Annotated in this window: 15 protein-coding genes and 2 pseudogenes; 15 read left to right on the top strand and 2 right to left on the bottom strand. The window is 42.0% G+C overall.

What is annotated here, in order from left to right:
• The first annotated feature begins 834 nt into the window (after positions 1-834).
• The gene (locus tag VK080_RS05165; protein WP_324223703.1) at positions 835-1,035 is read left to right on the top strand and encodes a YrvL family regulatory protein; all 201 of its coding nucleotides are present in this window, start codon (positions 835-837) and stop codon (positions 1,033-1,035) included.
• Here the strand turns inward: VK080_RS05165 and VK080_RS16015 are convergent.
• Positions 957-1,175, bottom strand: a complete 219-nt coding sequence (locus tag VK080_RS16015; protein WP_414672216.1) for a DUF6431 domain-containing protein — start codon at positions 1,173-1,175, stop codon at positions 957-959. The two genes, VK080_RS05165 and VK080_RS16015, sit on opposite strands and share 79 nt — an antisense overlap.
• A 565-nt stretch (positions 1,176-1,740) precedes the next feature.
• On the opposite strand from VK080_RS16015, the gene VK080_RS05170 reads away from it, so the two are divergent.
• From VK080_RS05170 to VK080_RS05235, 14 genes and pseudogenes are all read left to right on the top strand, one after another.
• Positions 1,741-1,965, top strand: coding sequence for a hypothetical protein (locus VK080_RS05170; protein ID WP_324223704.1), 225 nt, complete (start codon positions 1,741-1,743; stop codon positions 1,963-1,965).
• An 868-nt stretch (positions 1,966-2,833) separates the two neighbouring features.
• Positions 2,834-3,091: a hypothetical protein gene (locus VK080_RS05175; protein ID WP_324223705.1), complete on the top strand. Its 258-nt coding sequence runs from the start codon at positions 2,834-2,836 to the stop codon at positions 3,089-3,091.
• Positions 3,092-3,435: 344 nt separating this feature from the next.
• Positions 3,436-4,994, top strand: a pseudogene (locus tag VK080_RS05180) (spore germination protein).
• Positions 4,995-5,027: 33 nt separating this feature from the next.
• Positions 5,028-6,128: an endospore germination permease gene (locus VK080_RS05185; protein WP_324223706.1), complete on the top strand. Its 1,101-nt coding sequence runs from the start codon at positions 5,028-5,030 to the stop codon at positions 6,126-6,128.
• 19 nt (positions 6,129-6,147) lie between these two features.
• Positions 6,148-7,323, top strand: a complete 1,176-nt coding sequence (locus tag VK080_RS05190; protein ID WP_324223707.1) for a Ger(x)C family spore germination protein — start codon at positions 6,148-6,150, stop codon at positions 7,321-7,323.
• Positions 7,320-7,547 (top strand): hypothetical protein, encoded by a 228-nt coding sequence (locus VK080_RS05195; RefSeq protein ID WP_324223708.1) that lies wholly within the window; start codon positions 7,320-7,322, stop codon positions 7,545-7,547. Before VK080_RS05190 ends, VK080_RS05195 begins: the two co-directional genes overlap by 4 nt.
• Positions 7,548-7,727: 180 nt before the next feature.
• The gene (locus VK080_RS05200; RefSeq protein ID WP_324223709.1) at positions 7,728-8,939 is read left to right on the top strand and encodes an MFS transporter; all 1,212 of its coding nucleotides are present in this window, start codon (positions 7,728-7,730) and stop codon (positions 8,937-8,939) included.
• Positions 8,940-10,015: 1,076 nt separating this feature from the next.
• A complete protein-coding gene (locus VK080_RS05205; RefSeq protein WP_324223710.1) occupies positions 10,016-11,728 on the top strand; it encodes a sulfate adenylyltransferase in 1,713 nt (570 codons plus the stop codon).
• Between the two features lie 182 nt (positions 11,729-11,910).
• Positions 11,911-12,060 (top strand): small acid-soluble spore protein O, encoded by a 150-nt coding sequence (gene sspO, locus VK080_RS05210; RefSeq protein ID WP_324223711.1) that lies wholly within the window; start codon positions 11,911-11,913, stop codon positions 12,058-12,060.
• 192 nt (positions 12,061-12,252) lie between these two features.
• Complete coding sequence (locus VK080_RS05215) at positions 12,253-13,842, top strand: hypothetical protein (protein ID WP_324223712.1); 1,590 nt, start codon at positions 12,253-12,255, stop codon at positions 13,840-13,842.
• A 199-nt stretch (positions 13,843-14,041) separates the two neighbouring features.
• Positions 14,042-14,824, top strand: a complete 783-nt coding sequence (locus VK080_RS05220; RefSeq protein WP_324223713.1) for a serine hydrolase — start codon at positions 14,042-14,044, stop codon at positions 14,822-14,824.
• 80 nt (positions 14,825-14,904) lie between these two features.
• Positions 14,905-15,576 carry a uracil-DNA glycosylase gene (locus VK080_RS05225; protein ID WP_324223714.1) on the top strand — a complete coding sequence of 224 codons (672 nt, stop codon included), beginning with the start codon at positions 14,905-14,907 and terminating at the stop codon, positions 15,574-15,576.
• Positions 15,577-16,738: 1,162 nt separating this feature from the next.
• Entirely contained in the window at positions 16,739-18,565 is a 1,827-nt protein-coding gene (locus VK080_RS05230; RefSeq protein ID WP_324223715.1) for a MotA/TolQ/ExbB proton channel family protein, read from the top strand.
• Positions 18,555-19,247 (top strand): OmpA family protein, encoded by a 693-nt coding sequence (locus tag VK080_RS05235; RefSeq protein ID WP_324223716.1) that lies wholly within the window; start codon positions 18,555-18,557, stop codon positions 19,245-19,247. The genes VK080_RS05230 and VK080_RS05235 overlap by 11 nt, the downstream gene beginning before the upstream one ends.
• Positions 19,248-19,421: 174 nt before the next feature.
• On the opposite strand, the pseudogene VK080_RS05240 reads toward VK080_RS05235, so the two are convergent.
• Positions 19,422-19,699: pseudogene (locus VK080_RS05240) on the bottom strand (EDD domain protein); the annotation flags it as partial.

A 19,699-nucleotide genomic window follows, 5' to 3' on the forward strand; every position in this document is an offset into this window, starting at 1 on the left:
TCCTCTTGTCTGAAGGTAACGAGGAACTTATCATCTAGTACATATCGTTAGATGGAGCGTGGAGTGCGGGGAAAACCTGCATGCTCCATGTGGAGCAGGGGAAAAGCTGGAGATAACCTCAAAGGCTTACCTATTGCTAACTTTCGCGGAATAAAAAAACGTCCAAATCTGCATTATCAGGCCATATTGTTGAATAAAACCTTCACATAAAGCTTAGTGATATTGAAGAAAAGGGGCAGGATTATAATTGACGTATATTAAAATTAGTATAGTTCTATCTTTGATAAGCTTATGTCTGTTGCTTTTTGGTCTATTTGCTGAAGAGATAAGATACGGCTTTATTATTGCAGGTATGATTGTCAATTATATAGGGATGGCTATGTTGATTACTGGTGCCATAAAAAGGGTGAAAAAAGATAATTAAAGTTATTTTTCAATCGGGCGCAGTAACCGAATAAGGTTACTTCCTTTAACCCTGAATAAAACCATCACATTACTGGCAAAGCAATCTCGTTATTTTCAACTTGATGATGGTATCGGGGTATTATTCCTTATTGCAGTTGTGTTCAGTGGGGCTTATCCTGCGTTAGCACTTGGGTTTGTTATTGTACTGTTAATGCTGAAAAATCAAGTTAAATTTTCACTGTGAGACATGTGGACAGGCTGAGACTACTTTATAAACAGGAGGCTCGTTGAAAAAATCGAAGTTCTATATGGAAGATATGTACATGGTGAGGAAAGTTTCCGCAAACGGAGCACTATTCCGGAATAAAGGAAAGCGCCCAATTTGCTATTGTCGGGCCAGATTGCGGAAGTGAGGAGATTAATCAATCTATGAAAGAAAAGATAAAGAATATAATCGGAATGACACTTTTCGCTGTATGTTTTTTGGGAATTATAATAGGGATTTACTTCCTTGGAATAGCGGGGATTTTTGAAATACTTGGTATTCAATATCAATCAATCTGGTCATTAATCATTTTTGTAATAATTATCTTTATTCTGGGGTTGCCAGTTGATCTGGTTTTTAAATAATGCTTATAAGTATAAGGGATAAAAACATCCGGCAGCTCATGATGAATGTCTTTGCACTTTTCACAATAAAGCCTGCGAATGATAAGATTATCCCGTTTACCTGAGCTTCTACACCATACGCGAGGGCGACTGCCCGCCACCTTTTCTAAAGGTTCCTCACAACATGGACAAATACTGATTTCCGCACTCCTAACAAAGAACGCCCGATTCCTTCTCCTTCTCAATCAACTTATAATTTGATATAATAACCATAATATGTGCTATTATTGGACGTCTCCAGTGAAATTGTTTCCGCAGTTTCACATAAAATGGAGGCGTCCTTTTCCTTTCTCAAGAATTTATACCTTGGTCATTATATCGGTCAATATTCGGTCAGGCATTAGTGTCAACTTCTGGTCTTTTTGATTTAGCTAAAACACCTCGGTTTTATCGACTATAAAGCAATCATCAACTTGTTTATATTCCAACGAATTCACTCCTTTTATGAAACAGTATATCTTGATTCAATATTAGCATAATTCTTTCTAAAAATAATCAATATTAATAGCCGCTTTTGCTGATTCTTATTCAAGGAACGCGCCAGATTGCGGCAAAACAATTGAAGTAACGTGCTTTTCACACCAATTAATTACCATAAAACGCCCTTTGAATAGGTAAAAAGAAGTTGTAAATAATAAAAGAAATAATAATGATAGTGAGGTGAATATGGTGAAATTAAAGAAGTTAAAAATAGGTGCTTCTACTGTAATACTTTCCTCCGGGTTATTGTTTGGGTGTGCAGCTCCAAATTTAGATAATGATGATGAACAGGAATCAGATCCGACTGAAGAGCCTTCCGAGCAACAAGACCAAAACGGTCAAGATAACAATAACCAGGACAACAATGATAAAAATGGTATAGAGGATATACTACAACCAGGACACCAATAAGTATCGCTAGCGTCGTTTAAAAGGTGTTTTTTGTAAATAGAAAAACCCTAGGCTAGGCCCAATATATACAGATGAAACCCCAACTGTTACTTCAAATATGTTGCTATCATGACTATTGGATCTATCAGACGATGGCAGTTTCGTTCATACATTTTTTTGACCTGTTTGTTTTAGGTGGCAAGAGTAAATAATTCCAAGTCAGTCTGATATTTTTTCTGCTGGCAAGAAGCAACAGCTTCTCTAATGGTTGTGGCACATATTTTATCATCAAATAAGTCAACCATTAACTGACCGGAAGAGTCCACCCGGCCAAGGAAAACATTTTCGATACTGACATCCTTTATACCAAGTTCCAGCTAATTGATGTTAAGTAATGCGTTTAATTCCTCCAATATGCGTATTTTCAATAACAGATTATACCATAATATAATTTCCCTTTGATTGCGTTAAATTGGGCGTCTTCCTATTCAGGAAGTGCGCCCATTAAATGAACAACCTACTCAAGAGAAGTTAACAAAAAAAGTGCGTAGTTAGGCACTCTTAGTTACTATTCCTGTTTTTTAAAATATAAAGTTCATTTTCCATTTTTTTCTTATCGACAATAAAATCCATTTCATTAATTCTTGATAAAAATTTAAAATGGAAGAGGGCTGATGATGGAGCTGGAATATATAAGAGACTATGCGATGTACACAGCGATCTTTGGTATGTTTAGTTTTGTTTGGTTCGGATGGGCTCAGGAGAATCCTGGAAAAAATTGGCGCAAGTATATAGGGGTTTCTTCCGGGATTGCATTGTTAGTATGTTTGATTGGCGTGTATTTACGTACTGGGATGCGGCTACTAATTTGTCAGAAAAGGACGCTTTTATGAACTATTTAATTGTTTTCTACATTGAAATTTTTATAGCGGGTCTCGGCGCTTTCATGTTGATTCGAAATAAAAAGAAGGGTTATGTTGCTCCGTGGATTGTTTTTATCGTAGGTACGCATTTTTTCTGGTTAGTAAACCCTTTTAAAGACCCTGGTTTATATATGTTAGCGGTACTTATGATAGTAATTGCGGTAATATCACCATGGCTATCCAAAAAAAATTGGGCGTCGCCAACAGTGCAATCACCGGCATAGGATCTGGCACTGCTTTATTTTGTTTTGGCATATTGGGATTGATTCGCTACCTATTGGCATAAACGTCATTGCTAAAACATTAACGAATCACTCGGTAAAACAGATGTTGTTTTCATGGTTTTGTTGATCTACAGTCATCGAGGAGCAAAAACGGAATAAGGGGGTTTAGCTTACTTAGAAGTTTCCCGCTTTATCGTTCTGGGAAAGCAATATCCTGATTATCGTCTCTATTGTATTGTATCAAGGTCTATCACCATCCATTTCCTTTTCAACCTGTATAAATTTCCCTCCAATCAACCAACCTAAGTTAAATTCATTTAGTCGATAAAGAAAGGATCTCAAGGATGAAAAACAGGCAAAAGGGAATACTGCCTTTGATCAAAAGGCGAAGGAAAAAGCGTCAATCAACTTATAAAAATAATATTTCCGACCTTGAACCACCTGTTGATGAAAACGCTTTACTTTCAAACGACTTAAACGATAATGAGAACGCGTAGATCGATTTATAAAAATTGTTCTGACGTTATTTTCCGACCGTTTTACATCGGTGAACAGGTTAAAGCGAATCTCATTTACATTGAAGGACTGTCAAACATTGAGGAAATTGATGACAGTGTCCTGTCCCCGCTCATCAAGTCGCCGGTGGGAGAAGACTATTCCATAGATACATTGGTTCACAAAAAGATTTCGACTTCGAGTGTAAAAGAAGTCAAAACGTTTTCAGACAGCATAAAAGAAATTGCATCCGGAAATCCGGTGATTCTGGTTGATCAGCAAAATAGCGGCTTTGCATTGGGGCTCTCGAAATGGGAAAAGCGGTCTGTTGATGAACCACAGGCAGAAACGGTTGTCAGGGGTCCCCGGGAGGGTTTTGTTGAAACAATCGGTGTCAACACGTCACTACTCCGGAGAAGGATCAGGAGCCCCAAATTGAAAATGAAATCCATGCAGGCTGGTGAATACACCAAAACAACCATAAAACTTGCGTATGTCGAAGGTGTTGTGGATCAGGAAGTACTGGAAGAAGCTGTGAATCGGATAAAACGAATCGATGCTGACGGTATTTTGGACAGCGGCATATTGGAAGAATATATAGAAGATAATCCGAATTCTCCTTTTCCGCAGGTATTAGCGACTGAACGGCCTGATGTTGTGACAGGACAGCTGCTGGAAGGCTGTGTCGCTGTCCTTGTGGACGGTTCCCCGCACAGCATTGTTGTACCCACGACATTTTATTCACTGATGCAGGCGAGTGAGGACTACTATGGCCGTTTTATTTCTGCTCATTTCACTTTTTCTTCCGTCCTTATATGTGGCGCTGCTCACTTTTCATCAGGAAATGGTTCCGACAACGCTTTTGTTCAGTATTGCAGCTTCACGTGCACAAGTTCCATTCCCAGCACTGGTCGAAGCGCTTATGATGGAAATTACCTTTGAGGCACTCCGTGAAGCGGGTCTCCGTCTGCCGAAACAAGTGGGTTCGGCTGTCAGTATTGTTGGTGCACTGGTGATTGGTGAAGCAGCGGTTTCAGCGGGGATTGTGTCGGCTCCCATGGTGATTGTTGTTGCATTGACAGGTGTTGCTTCGTTTACCATTCCACGTTATTCAGCGTCGATAGCGATTCGGATGCTTCGTTTTCCAATTATTCTGCTCGCAGGAACACTTGGATTGCTGGGCATCATCATGGGCATTATTGTGATTATTATCCATATGGTGTCACTTCGCTCATTCGGTCAGCCATATCTTAGCCCGATGGCACCAATGCAATGGCAGGATATGAAGGATGTGCTGATGCGTGCGCCATGGTGGAAGTTCAATACGAGACCGCATTTTTCAGGCAAATTTAATAAATATCGTCAATCCGATAACCAGAAACCTTCTCCGATCAGAGGTGAGGAATAAACTGCTGCTTGTCGTCAATGGAGGTGGAATTACATGATAGAAAAAGGAAAAATCAACACGCTGCAAATGGCTATTCTGATTTATCCAACCGTTATCGCAACAGCAATTCTCCTCGTTCCGGCGGTAACCGGAGAACAAGCGCGGCAGGACATGTGGCTGTCACCGATCTGGGCTTCTCTGGCCGGCTTTCTGGCTGCTTTTATTGCGATTCAGCTCAATAAACGTTTCCCGAAGCAGACACTCATTCAATATAGTGAGACGATAGCCGGCAAATTCCTGGGAAAAGTCAACGGCCTTGTGTTTATCTTGTTTTTAGCCCATGTATGCGGGGTAATATTAAGGGAATATGGCGAATTTGTGAAGGGAAATTTCCTCGAGGATACACCCATGGCTGTGATTCTTGGAAGCATGATCCTTATATGTGCCTTTGCAGTGAGGGGCGGGCTAGAAGTGATTGCCAGAAGTGCCCAGATATTTGTGCCTGTTGTGATAGTTTTGTTTATAGTGATTATTTTGTTATTAACCCCGGATATGAATCCTGGCAATATGCTTCCCGTTTTTGAAAATGGATTAATACCTTCTTTGAAGGGCGCAGTGATGCCGGCAGGATGGTATTTGGAGTTTTTTATGATTTCTTTCCTGCTTCCATTTATAAGGAATCAAAAAAAAGCCGTAAAGTGGAGTGCGGCAACCGTCATTGCCGTTATGTTTACCTTGGTCATTACCAATATGGTAACGATGTTTGTATTCGGTGCGATTACCGACCAGTTTACATATCCCGTCATGGAAGCAGCGCGTTATATCAGTATAACTGAATTTATCCAGCATATGGAGTCTGTTGTCATGGCGATTTGGGTTGGCGGTATATTTGTTAAAATTTCGGTTTTTTTCTATGCCACAGTACTAAGTACCGCCCAATGGCTAAAGCTGTCCGATTATCGGCCGATTGTTTTCCCGTTTGCTTTCATTATCTCAGTTTTGGGGCACTGGTCTGCAGCGAATTTACAGGAGCTTGAGAAATTCCTGGTCGAAACGTTTCCAATTTACTCACTTGTTTTCCTGGCCGTTATCCCAATTATGCTGTTGTTAGCTGCTATCATTTTGAGTAAGCGCTCAAACCCGAACGCTGAATAAGGAAAGGAGAGTTCCTGTCATGAAACAGCTTTATAATGTTCTTGTGTGTCTTCTAATGCTGCTTCTTGCGGGATGCTGGGATCGCATGGAAGTCAATGATTTAGCCATTGTAGTCGGAATGGGTCTTCATAAAACAGATGATGACCTTGTTGAACTTTCCGTACAGATGGTGAACCCAAGTTCGATGGCAAGCGGACAGGGAGGTGGCGGTGCTCAACAAGGCACCGGTCAACTGACAACCGTGGAGAAAGATACAGGCAAAACAACTTTTGACGCCAGTTCAACACTGCAGGAAAAAATTTCGCGAAAGGTGTTTGTCGGCCATAACCGTGTGGTGTTTATCAGTGAAAAAATGGCCGAAAAAGGAATCCGCAAACATATTGATTTTTTGGCACGACATCCGGAACCAAGATTAAGATCCTATGTTTTTGTAACGAAAGGTGCCCCTGCAGATTTTTTCAAAGTCATGCCGGATTTGGAGACAAGCTCAGCTGAAACGGCAAGGGAACTGGCAATTTTAAAGATAGGCATGAGTGTCGAAGTGAAAGATCTGCTCCAAATGACAGCTGATGGAAGCGAAAATGCAGCATTGCCGATACTCGAGATCGAGGAGGAATCTCCAGATACATACGGTTTAAGTGTAAGTGGCACAGCTGTCTTTAAAAATGGAAAAATGGTCGGACAACTCGATAATCGTGTGACAAGAGGTGCTCTATGGATACGAAATGAAATTAACAATGCCGCAGTAACCGTGAGGCCCGAGGGTACGGAAGGTTATATTTCATTTAATATTTTTGAGGCAAGAACAAAACTCGTTCCCAAAATTAAAAATGGAAATTGGACGATGACCATAAATGTTCAATCGATTGATGATGCTGTCGAAAATGAAACAACGTTAAATCTAAAAGACCCTGACACAATTAAAAGACTTGAAAAGCAATTGGAAGAAAGGATTGATAAGCGTATCCGAACAGCCCTGGAACACGTGCAGCAAGATATGCAGGCGGATATTCTCGGTTTTGGTGAGGTGTTTCACCGTCAATATCCGGGCAAATGGGCCAAAGTGAAAGATAACTGGAATGAAGCAACATTTCCGGAAATAACGGTTAATATTAAAAGCGATGTTAACATTAAACGGCCTGGCAGGTCCACATCACCACCGGCGGTACCGGATGACGAGGTCACTGACAAATGAAAATAGCAGTTGTACTTTTAATCATAGTTGTTACTGCCTTGATCACACTGTATGAATGGCCCAAAATAAATGAAAATTTAAAGAAGGAAAAACGTGCGTTTATTGTATTGATAATGGCAGGCGTTCTGCTTGCCACTTTGCTGACTTATTTTCCGGCAATGCCCGGTCCAACTGAATTGATTGAATGGGTATTTAAACCATTCAGCAGTTTATTGCCAGAATGATGGCATGTATTTTTTGAAAAAACCTTTTTAAATCAACCTTTTTCCCAGCATATTTACCGCAAGCATTATAGGCAAAAGGAATTTCAAAACACATAAGGTCTGCTATAATTGACTATCAAATGATCTTTGAATTAAAGAGAGATTAGATGAGTGGATTAATCAATCATGGAGGAAGTTGTTTTGGAACAAAGATCAATAGCAACAGAAAAACAGAATAAAATAGCCGGATGGGGACTATTGATTGGCGTCCTTTTAATTGCCTCCAACCTGCGGGCGCCTTTAACCTCAGTGGGGGCTCTCTTGCCTTATATCCGTGATGATTTGGACATCAGCAATACCGTGGCCGGAAGCCTGACAACATTGCCTCTGCTGGCATTTGCCGTCTTATCGCCGTTCGCCTCGTCCGTTGCCAATCGTATCGGCATGGAGCGGACGATTTTTTATTCTTTTATATTGCTGACCATTGGACTTATTGTGCGTACGTTATTCGGCATAACATTACTGCTCGCTGGTACGATCGTTGTTGGGCTGGCGATAGCATTTGGAAATGTTTTATTGCCGGCGTTAATCAAAATGAAATTTCCGCTGAAAATTGGGCTGCTCACAGGCCTTTATGCGGTCTTTATGAATATCTTCGGTGCTTTGGCATCAGGGGTTAGTTTACCACTGTCACGAATTTCCCGATGGGGATGGCAAGGGTCATTGACCTCCTGGGCGATATTAACGATTGTAGCATTAGTCGTTTGGATGCCACAGCTCAAGAAACAAGCGGAATCACCGATAAGTGATGATGGAACCGGTACAGCGAAAAACAATATTTGGAAATCCCCTTTGGCATGGCATATAACTGTTTACATGGGGACACAATCAATGGTTTTCTTCACAATGGTTTCATGGCTGCCGGATATTCTAAATGATAATGGCTATACGTCCGGTGCGGCAGGCTGGATGCTTTCGCTGATGCAATTGGCGTTCATCCCATTTACATTTATTACTCCGGTTATCGCTGAAAAAACGGCAGATCAAAGGCTGCTGACCGCCATCACCGGCATATTGGTTATGATCGGTGCCGGCGGGCTTCTGACCGGGAATGCCATATTGATCACCATAGCGGTTATATGTATTGGCGGAGCCTGTGGTGCGGCGTTCAGTTTGTCGATGATGTTCTTTAGTTTGCGGTCAAATGATGGACAGGAAGCAGCAAAAGTGTCCGGAATGGCCCAGTCAGTTGGCTATTTAATCGCAGCAGCCGGACCGGTGTTATTAGGTTTTATGCATGATATTACAGCCGATTGGATTCTTCCGATTACCATAGTGGGAATGATCGGGATTATATTGATTGTGACCGGGATGAAATCAGGTGCAGACAGGAAGATAGCGAGCGCCCAATAAATTGGCTGCATTGAAGGAAATAGAATAGACATTTCCAAGCTTTGGGGTAAAAATTTACAAATTATAGAAGGAAGTTGGCACTATATTGTTAAATAACAGAGTGCAGAAAGGACTATATTAAAACTATCATCCTTCACGATGCTGTAAGGATTGGATTTACCGTGCTGTATCAGCATAACCTTTGAACAGGTTATAGGTGATAGATGACATAAAACCTGTCGACAAGAAATTGTGGTCAGGCAACCTATGGCTAAGTTTGGATATTTTTAGTAACTTTACAAATTATCTTAAATCCGTTAATATAAAAATATACAAAATTCACAGACTTCATTTATTTTTTAGTGCGTGTTCAAAAGGAGGATAAAGTGAGACTTCATTCAGCGGCATTGTCTTTTTCCCGCTGAATGTTAGTTGAACCGAATCGGGTATTTAAGGTCAGTCAGCCGCCGTTTTTGGCGGGTTACTGACCATTACATGCGGGATGAAAAGGACCGGCTCGCGACGACAATCACAGGCGCCGGCACTAGCACGTCCGGTGCGTCGGCAGGCTAAGTTCGTCACGTCAATCGCTAATGCCTGGATGAGCACGTCCTGTGCATCAAAGCTCGAAGTGGTGCCGTTTCGAGTACACGGAATGCTTCTGTGAAATGACATCGCACACGAGCATTCGTTTTTTCTTTTCCACGGAGTGGGCTTCTCTTGTTTTGTGGTGACGTGTGCGTTGGCGATTGTCGTGGGTGGTTTTAACAGAAGGTCCTCTACGTCGATGTATGATATTAACCTGACTTTTTGAACAACCGCTTTTACATCATTGTTATCATCGATTTAACCATACCAGGAAAATCATGACCTCATACATGAAAATAATAATAGTAAGCAAGTTTAATACTATTGACATATTCGTAAGCGCTTTCGGTTTCTGGTAATGAATGGCGTTATGATTTTAAAGATACCATCTTGACTGTAATAGTGATAGCAATTTTTTCATATTTATGAACAAAGGGACAAGGGCAACGGAATTAAAGGATTCCGAGTCCCATTTAATAAATAAACAAGGGGAATGAGGAGGAAAGCGTATGAATAAAGACTCGGTCGTACTGGACGAAGAAAAATTGGCAAGTTACCCACAACAGCCACATGGTGGGAAGTTAGTCGACCGCGTTCTTAAGGGTAAAGAACGTGATGAAGCGATGGAAAAAGCGAAACAGCTGCCAACCATCATGGTAGATCTGGAAGCTGTTATTACGCTTGAAATGATAGCCACTGGTGTGCTGTCTCCGAATGAAGGGTTTATGGTGGAAGAAGATTACAAGTCTGTTCTTACCAATGGCCGCTTGAAAAATGGTGTTATTTGGCCAGTTCCATTGAGTTTTGCACCTATTGGCGATCGGAATGAACAGGTCATTCAAACATTATCCGTTGGAGATGAGGTAGCTCTGGCGGACGAGACAAAAGAACCTGTTGCCATACTTAAGTTAGATGATATCTTTCATTATGATCGGGATTTTCGTGCTTCACATCTTTTTGGAACCACAGACCGCAGCCATCCCGGCGTTGATTCTATTTACCGGCGCATGGGGGATACGGCTTTAGGCGGTCCGATTCAATTGCTGCGCCGCGTACACTGGGGGCCATTCGAAGACATTCGGATGGAACCGAAAGATACATGGAAGCTATTTTATGAAGATAAAAAATTTAATTCCGTTGGTGGTTTTATAACAGGGGCTAACCCGATGCACCGGGGCCATGAGTATATTCATAGAAACGCGTTGGAAGAGTTGGATGGGTTGTTTGTTCAGCCGCTGGTAGAGATGGCCAAACGTGAATACACACGTCATGAGTTCAGGATGTTATCATATCGGAGTGTCCTGGATAACTACTATCCAAAAGAAAGGACGATGCTCGCCCCTTTACGGGTAACATATATTTTTGCCGGCCCGCGGGAAGCGGTTCTGCATGCAATCATTATGAAAAACTATGGCTGTACCCATGCACTTATCGGAAGGGATCATGCAGGCATTGGTGATTTTTATGGTAAATATGAAGCCCATACCATTTTTGATGAATTTACATCAGATGAACTGGGCATTGATATACGTTTGTTCCATGAAGTTTTCTATTGCACGCGCTGTGATCATCCGGCAACAGATCAAACGTGCCCGCACGATGAGCGGTACCGGATTAATATTTCCGGAACAGGTATCAGGGAACTGCTGCGCTATGGCGCTCTGCCACCAAAGGAAATTGTTCGACCGGAATCTGCCCGGATTGCCATGCAAGGCATTCAGCCAAAAGGTGTTGATGAAAATAACCAGGCCGTCAAACCAGTCGGAAAGACCATTAAAAGCATTTTCCCATATTATTTAAGCAGATCCAGGCTTGGCGGACCAAAGCGAAACAAGGAACTTAAGGTGGAAGAACTGACGATTGAAGATTTGGAAACAGCTATTCTGGATGCGCGTGCGAATGCCGATCGGGTTTACAAAGAAATTTTTGAAGAGTTCAGTTATATAACCGACACACTAAGGTCAACACAGCCTGATTGGGTAGCGGATGCACGCGAATCAATCTATAAACAGCAGGAAATGGTTGTTGCATCGCTGGAAGAAAAGGTGGATAAAGCGTCAGAAAAAGCCTCTGATGAATTTATGTATCAGGACAGGGGAGAAGCTGAACGTGAATTACAGGTAGCCAGGAAAATGTTCGACGACATCCCGCCTGCACTGCGGGCCGAAGAAATTAAATACAGAACATGGAATCCGCTGCCGTATGAACGTTATCGAAGTTAAGAAACGGCAAAAGGCTGTTTCACAGTACGGAAGTGGTCGTAACAAAAATAAAATAAATTTACGAAAAGGGATGGCGCAATGCTGTCTCTTTTCTTCGTTTTCTGCATCAGAACTGTCAGTAACAGGCGTTTATTGTTTAATAACCTCCATTTGGGTCAAACTACAGTTTGGAGGTGTTTGAATTGGCTAAAGACAAAAAAGGAATAAATGATGTCAGTGATGAGCAGGCAGTAAGGAAGAATCTTACCAGAAATTATGATCATGAATTCGCCAATGAGCCTTTGACACCGATGGAAAAGGCAAACAACAAGAAGACGAAAAAACGGCAGTAAGGATGAAAGGGAATGGTTAGGCCATTCCTTTTTTAAACATCAGAAATAAGTTCAGATGATGCTAAAACCTTATTGACTCAAGTTTCTGAATCCAACAATATAATCACCCAAACGTTTCCATCATGTCATCATATCCTTCTAATAAGAAAAATTCTTATGAGTGAGAATTTTCATTTATATGGAGGGTAAAGAATGACAGATGGATTGAAACATTTACTATTTCTTTGTTTTGGAGGGATCCTTATGGCTGCCCTTAGTCATCCATTTGTAACAGCAGCTTCTGATCAAAAACCCCAGGCTCCAAAACCTATATTGATAGATGAACAAACAAGCGATTTTTCGGTAACAGGAAAGCCAGGTAACGGCAATAACGAAACGCCCGGAGAGTGGTATGCTGGTGAAACACCGCCAAACCTGATTCCAAACGCACCAGTATTGCTTTTCGTTCCGGGGCTAAATAGTGCTGCCCAAGTATTTTGGGAAGACAATGATATGTACCAAACAGCGTATGACGCCGGTTATCAAACTGCTTTCATCCAATTGTATGATGCCGGGGGAGCATCTGCGGATATGTGGCAAAATGGTGAGTTACTTGCAGCAAAAATACAGGAAATTGCCGCGCATTTTGATGGAAAGTCGATTACGGTTATCGGCCACAGCAAGGGTGGTGTGGATACGCAGGCAGCCCTGACGTATTATGGCGCAGAAGAATACGTCGAAAATGTCATCACATTGTCAAGCCCACATCACGGATCACAGCTGGCTGATTTGGCGTATAGCTCCTGGGCCGGTTGGCTGGCAGATTTGATAGGTTCGCAGGGAGAGGGCACCTATGCGATGCAAATGGGCTATATGGAAAACTTTCGTGATGAAACAGATGAGCGGCCACTGGCATATTACAATCATTATTTCACCCTCGGCGGAAAGAAATGGGGCCCCGTCTTTTCATCTACTTGGTTTGGCGGGACGTATTTATCGCAATTTGGTTCAAATGATGGCGTGGTGACGACAGGAAGCAGCAGGTTGCCTGGCGGTCATGAGATTATGATAGGGGACTGGGACCATTTCACCATTCGGACCGGTGCGACCTTCAGCACATTTGAAGATTATCTGTCGGATACCGGGTTACAATACCATCCAACCACAATACACGATTCGGTAGGCAGTAAACCGGCATTCAATCACTGGATCCATGGCGGTTTACTGCCCGGCGGAAAGACGAAAATGATAAATTTGTCTGTTGAGGAAAACGTGAAAAAGGTGCGTTTGCAGTTGTTGGCTGCAGGAAAGCCTTCAGGGATCACATTAACGGACCCATCCGGAAAAGAAATCGTTCCGGAAGTTAAAAGCAATAAAGTGACAGAAGAATATTTTGCCGGTGCTGTCAGTAACAGACTTGTTATCGAGGAGCCGGATCCCGGACAGTGGCAATTGAACATGGAAGCTGTTCATGATGATGCCTATCTGTTAATGGCAGATTTCCAAACAAAACCAAAACTTTACCAGGCCAAAAAACATATGGAAATGGGTCAGTTAAATTATCATTTAGATATCGACACTTCACAAGTAATAGAAGAATCGTTACAGGCGACATATCATGTAACAGATACAAAAAATCCGTCCAAAACAAAAACATTCTCCGTTAACGGAAGCGCAAATATGTCGCAGCGCATACAACTGAATCAAGCGGATACTGTTTATAATATAACGATCGATATCAGTGGTAAGACAAAAGAAGGGCATCATTTTAAGAGAACTGTGGTGGATTCAGTTTATTATTAGTTTCTTTTGAGACGTGAGTTCCTGCTTTTGGGCAGTCCTTCCCCGAAGATCATTTCAACCAATTTTTAGGATATATCCGCTCAAATGATCTGCGCGTCACCACTTTTTTGGTCAGTAAATACATTAAATAAATTGGATAGATTTCACAAATGATTGGAAAGCTTTTTTTCTTGGACAGTAGAAAGAAAGGGTGACAAGTATGACCTTCTGCCACTTAGAATCAGAAATCGAAAACATTCTATCAGATCTCGATGTTCAAACCGGACTAGTCATCAAAGAAGAAAACGAGACGATCAATATTAATGAAAACATGCAAATGCCCGCAGCTAGTGTTATCAAAATCCCAATAATCATCGAAGTGTTCCGGAAGGCAGATAATGGAGAATTGAACCTGTCTGAAACCATGACCATTCCTGCTGATGCTGTCGTCGGCGGTTCCGGTGTTTTACAGTCGTTATCCGAGCATATTTCAATGTCATTGCTTGATATATTGACGCTGATGATTGTTGTTTCGGATAATACAGCTTCCAATTTGGCGCTTGAGCGGATTGGGATTGAGAATGTGAACAGGTTTTGCCAGCAGATGGGATGTCAAAATACGGAAATCCAGCGCTATTTCATGGATATGAACGCTGCTGAGGCAGGCCTGAACAACGTAACAACAGCGGACGATATGATCAAGATTCTTGAAGAAATTACTTCACCCCGGCTGTTAACCAAAAAATCTGCCGATCGCGTTTTTGAAATTATGACAGCACAGCAGCTGAACTTAAAATTGCCTGCTTACCAAATAAACGATGATATGGTGATTGCCAATAAAACCGGAGAGCTTGCGCGTGCTGATCATGACGTCGGAATCTTTCAATACAATGATCGAAAAGTTTTCGCTGCTGTTTTGATGAATGATGTCAGTGATCATGTTGCAGCCCAGCAGGCCATTGCCCGTGTTGGGAAAGCAATTATGATGTATTTGACCGCGTAAGTATGCGACAGTTTTTCAGTTCTTCAATGACGTGATATGATGATCTATATGAATCTATCGACATGATGGGAGCTGATAATGTGGCTATACTAACGAATGATTGGGCACCGGTCATGGAAAAAGAGTTTCAAAAGGATTATTATTTTCAGCTGCGCACGTTTCTGAAGCAGGAATATGGCAGCACAACGGTTTACCCTGATATGTATGATATTTTTAATGCCCTTCATTATACAGACTATCAAAATACGAAAGTAGTCATTCTTGGGCAAGATCCATACCATGGTCCAAACCAGGCACATGGTTTAAGCTTTTCTGTGAAGCCAGAAGTCAGCGTTCCACCTTCCTTACAAAATATTTACAAGGAACTGCATGATGATCTCGGCATTCCAATCCCTAATCATGGATACCTGGTAGACTGGGCCAAACAAGGCGTTCTTTTGTTAAATACCGTTTTGACAGTCAGGGCCGGACAGCCGACATCCCACAGAGGAAAAGGGTGGGAAAATTTTACGAATGAAGTGATCCGGCAAGTGAATGCCAAAAAAGACCCGGTCGTTTTCATGCTGTGGGGACGCCACGCTCAGGCAAAAGAGGCATTCATTACGGAACCGCACCATCTAATTATTAAATCACCGCATCCAAGCCCATTTTCTGCGCATAAAGGATTCTTTGGCAGCCGTCCTTTTTCACGTGCCAATCGATTTTTGGAAGAAGTCGGGTGTACGCCGATTGACTGGCGTCTGCAGGGGTGAAAATATTCGGTCTTTGGAAAAGTTATTCAACATCCGGGAAACAACTCGTTCCCCGGATGTTGCGTGAACCGTTATATCGCATTTGCGACAATCCCAACACCGGAAGTTGATTTTCTTTTTAGGTAAGTGCAATATTGTATTGATAGATACGTTAAAACGAAAGCGCGTTTGATTGCCGAATGGCGGTACAAAAGGACTGGCCGTGGCTCATAATGTTGTTTGCAACCGGTGACGTGTCGACTGAATTGGTGTTGGCTCGAGCGGGTTGATGGGGCTCTCGCACGATTTGGGTGACGTGCCGCGCGTTTTAATGCTTTTCTCGCACGATTTGGGTCCCGCGCCGCACGTTTTGATACTTTTCTTGTACGATTAGAGTCCCGTGTTGCATGTTTCGTTGTCGCTCTCGTTCGAATATGCTCCTATCAAATATTATATTTTCCGTCCTGTTCTGTAATAACACCATTGTTCAACTCTAAAACAATTTTTCCATCACCGTTACTATTATCAATCAAGATATGCATTTACGATTCACCATTTCCGATAAAATGGCTTTATATCATCATTCAGGAATTCTTCTACCAATTTTCCGCTTTTTTCATATACGATATATGTGTCATTTTCCTTTGCATTAATTCTGGCTCTTTCACCTGTCATCTTTGCCATTTGTCGACCCAGTCATATTTTCCTTTGGCTTCATGGCTTCGCTTTTCTGACATCTGGCACATCCCCTTTTTTTATCAGATTTAAGTCCGATTCTAGAGCATTTTTCTTAGCAGTCTGAATGAAACCATGACACTTTTTCCCCGCCACACACGATTATAGTTATGAACCTTCTCACCTATATAATCGAGTTGCAGGATGAAAAGGTGTCATCAACTACTCAGTATATAAACAAACGGGTAGCAGCAACGAAAGTATCATTTCAAAACTTTCTAAGCGGAGACTGTGCAGGGACAAAACAAACTCACCCCACTGGCTCAGTGACTAATCCCCTCAGCACTGATTCACAAGCGGGAGTGCCTCTTAAAGCAATTCAAGTCCTCTAGAAGGAAAAGTCGTCATGCACCAAATCAACAAAGTGCCTCTTATCCAAAAACCAGACATGATTTGGACTTGCCTTGAATAGCCATTTAGAAAGAGGTCCTGGCAGGGAGGAGAGATGATGCTGCAATTCATAGTAGAGTTGTTTACGAGCGAGCGTATAGCAGAAGATATTTTATCCAATCCAATCACTGAACTTATTTTCATGATTCTATTCATCGCCTTTTTCCTCACACTTGTGATTCATCTAGGGCTATTTGCCAAACTAAAAAAAATCAGAAACTATATCGATACGACCAACCAAATGGATATTGAACCGCTGAACACGATTAAAGCGCAATATGATTGGAGTAGGCAGGAAGAATCGGTCAAACCGGAAACCTTTGTCCAGGAGAAATTTTCCGGTTGGCGCGTATTTAATGTGCCGGTTGTCAATCTGATTAAAATGGTGCAGATGACCGTTTCTGTTTTTATATTGATTGGGGTGCTGGGGACGTTTATCGGCCTGACCATCGCCCTGGGAAGTATTGATGCAACGGGCAGCCAACTGGTTGAGAATATAGCTGCCGTCTTGTCGGGAATTGATGTCGCATTCTATACAAGTATTGCTGGGATGGGGCTGTCCTTGATCATGACGGTGCTTATAAAAGTTTTTAATACGGAATATATGCTGACGGATATCATGTTAAAAGTTGAATCCCATCTGGAAGGAAACGAACAGGACGGGATAAGCCGGTTAATCGATGTGTCAGAAGCCATTAACCATTCCATTCAGCACTTGGAGGAAACGAATCAACAGTCATTGTCAGGGATTGAACATGCCTTCGCAGGTTTTCAGGAATATACAACCGGCCTGCAGCAATCCGCAAAAGATCTGGTGGCATTTAACGATGGGCTTTCCAGCAACCTGCAAGAATTCCAGGAACTGTTCGACCATATGAAAGAGGTGACGGATGGGTTTGGCGAGTCCACGACAAAGCTGAATAATAACTTTGAATCGTTATTTTCCTATTTTAAAAAGATGGATGGCAAAAATGAGCGCATGGTCAAAGCCTTTGAAAATACGTATGAACGCGTTAAGGACGTTTCGCAAGCGCAGATGGATACCCTGAATCATTTCGGGGAATCAGTTGCCGAGTTAAAATCCTTTACGTCGTCCATCATGGCTGAGCAAGAATCCATTCACAGCCAATTTGCGACAATCACGCAGCAAAGTCATGACCTGGCGGAAACAATGGCAGCGCATAATAAGGAATTTAAACAAATATTCGGGACGGATGTGAGTTCCAAATTGACCGGCATCATCTCGCAGATGCGTGAACTATCAAAGGACTTTGACCAAATGAGCGGTCCGATCAGCCAACTCCCGCAAGCCCTTGAGGTGATCAATCAGACACAGGCTGAGTATAAATACCTGTTATCCGACCGTTTTGACGAGCTTAAAGAGTTTAACCGAACGTTTAACCATCATCTGAAAGCTCATTCCGAGGAATCGAAGGCATTTGAACGACAAGTGCAAGAAGCGACCCGAACGTATGAGAAACTCGGCATGCAGAATAATCAGCTGATTAATGAGATCAACAATACGATCTCCCAGATGAACAATACGTTCAATCAACGCGAAAACCAAGTCGAAGCAAGTGTTGATGTTTTAAAAAATACGCTCTCCAATTATGTAGCTGGACTGGAAGGGCTTCTGGGAGACAAGCTTGACAAGGTTGCCCGGAACATCAATGACTCCGTGGAAACAACGAATGATGGCATCAAAAAGGAATTCCAGGAAATACGACGTTTATCGGAAGACATTCAGCAAAATAATTCCCGGTATATACAGCAATTCCTTCAGGATCTCAGTAGGGAAATACAAGGGCTGAACCGGCAGTTGAATGGGCCCGGCCAGACCACTCAAAATATGAACGGTGCAGGATTGAGACAGAATGGATACTAAATACCAGCGGCTTTTCAAAAAGGAGCAGGACGAGGGGCAATTTTGGCCATCTTTTACCGACTTGTTGACCATCATTCTATTATGTTTCATTTTAATTTTCATAGCGATGATGATTATTAAATCGTTGCAAATTGAAGAGATGAAAAAGACAATTGATCAGATCATGGGTGTACGGTCCCAGCTGGTGAATGACTTGCAGGCGGAATTCAGCGATTCATCCCTTGGTGTTGAAGTGGATGAGGAGACAGGGGCTATGATTTTTAACACAGAAATTTTATTTAACTATGATGAGTCCGAATTAAAGCCGGATTCCTTTCAGTTTTTGGATGAATTTGTGCCGAAGTATCTGGACATTCTGCTGCAGAGCGGCTATGAAGAATATATTGCGGAAATCATTATCGAAGGCCACACCGATCGCGATGGGAGCTATATGTATAACCTTGAACTCTCACAGGATAGGGCATACAGTGTTGCGGAATACATTCTAAGCAACGATTTTCCATATAAAAATATTCAAGCGCATCTTCAGGAAAAATTAACGGTGAACGGCAAGTCCTATACTGACTTCCGGACGGATGATTCAGGCAATTACAGTGCAGAAAATTCCAGACGCGTGGAATTTAAATTTCGGCTTAAAGATGAGGAAATTCTCGAGAGAACGAGAGAAATTTTGCAGGAATGAATACAAGGAAACAAATGGATAAGTGTCTGCCGCTTGGAACCAGGAAAATAGTTCTGAGCAGCAGACACTAAATCAATTAAGCATAGATTGTGAATTTATCGAGACTGCTGTGCCCCGGCAACAATGCGGTATCACTGTCCCGGGGTTAGAAACATTTAAGAAACCGTAACGTTCCTATACTTCTAATCCTGCAATCCCAAAGCCCCCTGGTCCTGCATGAGTAGAAATCATAGCACCTGCCTGCATCCATTTTACATGTTTGAATCTGTTTTCTTTTGCGATTTCATCCATCTGCTGCATGATACTTTCATCAAGTCCGATCGAGTATTGAAAATAGAGTTGTTCGCGATCAATGTCGTACTGATTTAAATAATCCTGCATAAGTTTTTCCGCAACCGCACTCATTTTCCCGCGATATTTTTTTGTGGAAACAAGTTTCCCTTCAATTAATT

Origin of the sequence: Lentibacillus sp. (assembly GCF_035301925.1) — a bacterium.
In the GTDB taxonomy this organism is placed as follows: Bacteria; Bacillota; Bacilli; order Bacillales; family Amphibacillaceae; genus Lentibacillus.